The organism is Pseudomonas sp. lyk4-R2A-10 (assembly GCF_030209075.1).
GTDB classification, from domain to species: Bacteria; Pseudomonadota; Gammaproteobacteria; order Pseudomonadales; family Pseudomonadaceae; genus Aquipseudomonas; species Aquipseudomonas glycinae.
The window spans coordinates 1-2,920 of sequence record NZ_JARVSR010000029.1 but is presented as its reverse complement, the minus strand read 5'-3'; the positions used below and the strand labels follow the sequence as shown (position 1 = coordinate 2,920).

The window sequence follows — 2,920 nt, the reverse complement described above, 5'->3', positions numbered from 1 at the left end:
CAACTACGGCCGAACCGAAAACTTCGGAGCAGACGCGAGTCAGAGCAGCGGTCAGCGTGGTCTTACCGTGGTCTACGTGACCGATGGTGCCAACGTTGACGTGCGGCAGGGAACGATCAAATTTTTCCTTAGCCATCGATATCACCCCTAACAGAAGAAATTGAGCAAACGACACGAGCCATTAAAACAAAGGCAGATATTTTCATATCTGCCTTGTTATATGGAGCTCTTGAGCGGATTTGAACCGCTGACCTCACCCTTACCAAGGGTGTGCTCTACCAACTGAGCTACAAGAGCGTAACACTTTGCACAACCTGCAAACTTGGAGCGGGTAGCGGGAATCGAACCCGCATCATCAGCTTGGAAGGCTGAGGTTCTACCACTAAACTATACCCGCGGAGCTTGCAGCTCACGCTAAAATCTGGTGGAGGGAGAAGGATTCGAACCTTCGAAGTCGTAGACGTCAGATTTACAGTCTGATCCCTTTGGCCGCTCGGGAACCCCTCCTAATCAGGCCGGCATTCTATACCATGCCAAACCTCTGTCAAGCATTTTCTCATTTAAAAACCTGAGGTTAGCTGCATTGACACCACCCCACTGCATCAACCTTTTCAGGTCTTCGCTGTGGAGCGGGCGCCATTCTATGCAAACTATTCCGCAGGTGCAACCCCCTCGCACAGCATTATTTTATGTTTTAACTCATTGAATTCCTTGGAAAGGTTTTGTAGCTGAGCATCACCCAGCAAACGCTGGGTTTCGGGCGTAATCTGGAACCAATATGAGCCGCCGGAAGACTCTTTTGACGAAGGAAGAGCTTTTGCTCCAAGCTCCGTCAAACGCTGTTCCAACACCTGAGCAGACTCAGGTAGACCCAAGCCGCCTATATATAGGCACTGCCCATCAGGCTTTCCCCCAGTCCTTTTTTCACGGGAAGCATCACCTCCAGCCTCACTCAACAGGCGAATATCCTGTTGCGAGCCACGATAAAGACTGAGCGGCGTGACATCCTTTGCGCGCAGAGGGGCCTCCTGCTGATGCCAGACGTAATAAAACACATTGAGTACCAGAAGCAGGAGGAACAACCAACGCATACAAACCTCAGGACAAAGGACACGCCATAGCCAAACCCACGAACACCAAATCGGAAACAACCCGAGCCTCAGGCGCGACATCCGAGACCAGCTCCGCATCACCACCGGTGATGAAGACTCGGTAGTCATCACCCCAGTAGGAACGCGCCATCTCCAACTGCGTCAACACGAATCCTCTGAGCATCAACGAACAGCCACGCTCTACAGCCTCAACTGTATTGCGCCCCGGAGCCTGGCTCGTCAATGCCCGCTCCGCCGCGAGATCTCCATAGCGAATTTTTCGAGTATGGGTACGCAGTTGATTACGCATCAGCGGCATGCCGGGACAAATGAAGCCTCCCAAATGCTCACCGTCCGCGGAGATAAAATCGGCGGTCACCGCCGTCCCGAAATCTAGAACCAGACAAGCCCCTTTAGCCAGGTGAAAACCACCAAGCATCGCAAGCCAACGATCGAGGCCAAGGCGCTCATAATCGTCGTAACCATTCTTTACGCCGGACATCTCGCGAGCGGGCGCCGCACAGACAACGGAAATGCCGAACTCCTGCTTAAGCAAGCCAATAAGCAAATTGGTCTCATCTTCAGTTCTTACGCTAACAAGGCGACATTTGACGAGAGATACCTTCTCAAGCGACCTTAGATTGTCGACCAAGGCGCCATCAGAGTCGACCACTCCTTCCGCGATCAAGGCTCCCGCCTCAGCCCGCAGCACACGCCACTTGATAAAGCTGTTTCCACAATCAAGCTCAAGAATCATCACGCAACCTCAAGCTGAGCTCACCACCACTAAAGACTTTTTCCACACCGTCTACCTTTAGCCGCAGTGCGCCTTGATTATCGATTCCCAGCACCACACCATCTACTTGATTGACCCCCGCAGTGAGAGAAACCGGCTGCCCCTGCCACAAATGGCTCGCCTCCCACTCCGCCCGAAGCACAGAGAAGCCGCCCGATTGGTGACGCTGCAAATAGAGTTGCAGCTGCTTACTCAGCTCAACCGCCAGAATATTGCGATCACAAGATTTACCCGACTCCAGACGCATTGAAGTCCATTGCTGATCGACTTCATCTGTAGCTTGCATGTTCACATTAATGCCTATGCCCAACACTACATGACACACGTCTGCCGGATCGCCAACCAGCTCCAACAGGATCCCGGCGATTTTTTTTCGCCCGACCAATACATCATTGGGCCATTTCAGCCCTGCACCTGGCACCCCAAGCGCATGCAAGGCCTGCATGACCGCGAGACCAACAACAAGACTTAACCCCTCAAGCTGACGCATCCCACCATCGATGCGCAACACGAGGCTGTAATAGAGGTTTTCAGCAAACGGACTCACCCATTTACGCCCCCTGCGCCCACGCCCTGATCTTTGGAGCTCGGCCAGTACAAGAAAGGGAGCCGCCCGCCCCCGATCCACCGCGCGCAACGATTCAGCATTAGTAGAGTCGACGGAATCAAAGATACTGACAGACCAGCCAGGAAGACTTTCCGCTATCTCGAGCGAGTCAAGCAAAGTCAATGGCGAGGCTAATTGATAGCCCCGCCCCCGGACTTTATGTATGGATAACCCAAGCTCAGCCTCCAGGTGCTGAAGCTGCTTCCACACCGCACTTCGACTAATTCCCAGGGCAGCCCCCAGAGCCTGACCGGAATGGAATCGACCATCCTTCAGAAGGTTCAACAACGTCAGCATGCAGGTCTCGCCTCAGAATGAGGCCCGAATAATAGCCATGCACCGGGCCGCTGCATAGAATTCAAACAATCCAATTTCCTGCGGGCAAAACAAAACCCCAACTGCTTTCGCAATTGGGGTTTCGGAATT

4 protein-coding genes and 3 tRNA genes are annotated in these 2,920 nt (G+C 53.2%); all 7 read right to left on the bottom strand.

The window, feature by feature from the left end; all coding sequences use genetic code 11:
• On the bottom strand, positions 1–136 hold a 136-nt coding region (locus QRN46_RS28775; RefSeq protein WP_229610192.1), incomplete at its 3' end, for a GTP-binding protein.
• 85 nt (positions 137–221) lie between these two features.
• Positions 222–297 (bottom strand) — tRNA-Thr (locus QRN46_RS28770).
• 26 nt (positions 298–323) lie between these two features.
• A tRNA-Gly gene (locus QRN46_RS28765) sits at positions 324–397 on the bottom strand.
• Positions 398–422: 25 nt separating this feature from the next.
• A tRNA-Tyr gene (locus QRN46_RS28760) sits at positions 423–507 on the bottom strand.
• A 143-nt stretch (positions 508–650) separates the two neighbouring features.
• Positions 651–1,091: a hypothetical protein gene (locus QRN46_RS28755; RefSeq protein WP_011336176.1), complete on the bottom strand. Its 441-nt coding sequence runs from the start codon at positions 1,089–1,091 to the stop codon at positions 651–653.
• A 7-nt stretch (positions 1,092–1,098) separates the two neighbouring features.
• Positions 1,099–1,848 carry a pantothenate kinase gene (locus tag QRN46_RS28750; protein ID WP_011336177.1) on the bottom strand — a complete coding sequence of 250 codons (750 nt, stop codon included), beginning with the start codon at positions 1,846–1,848 and terminating at the stop codon, positions 1,099–1,101.
• Complete coding sequence (birA, locus tag QRN46_RS28745; RefSeq protein WP_011336178.1) at positions 1,838–2,791, bottom strand: bifunctional biotin--[acetyl-CoA-carboxylase] ligase/biotin operon repressor BirA; 954 nt, start codon at positions 2,789–2,791, stop codon at positions 1,838–1,840. The genes QRN46_RS28750 and birA overlap by 11 nt, the downstream gene beginning before the upstream one ends.
• Positions 2,792–2,920: the final 129 nt, after the last annotated feature.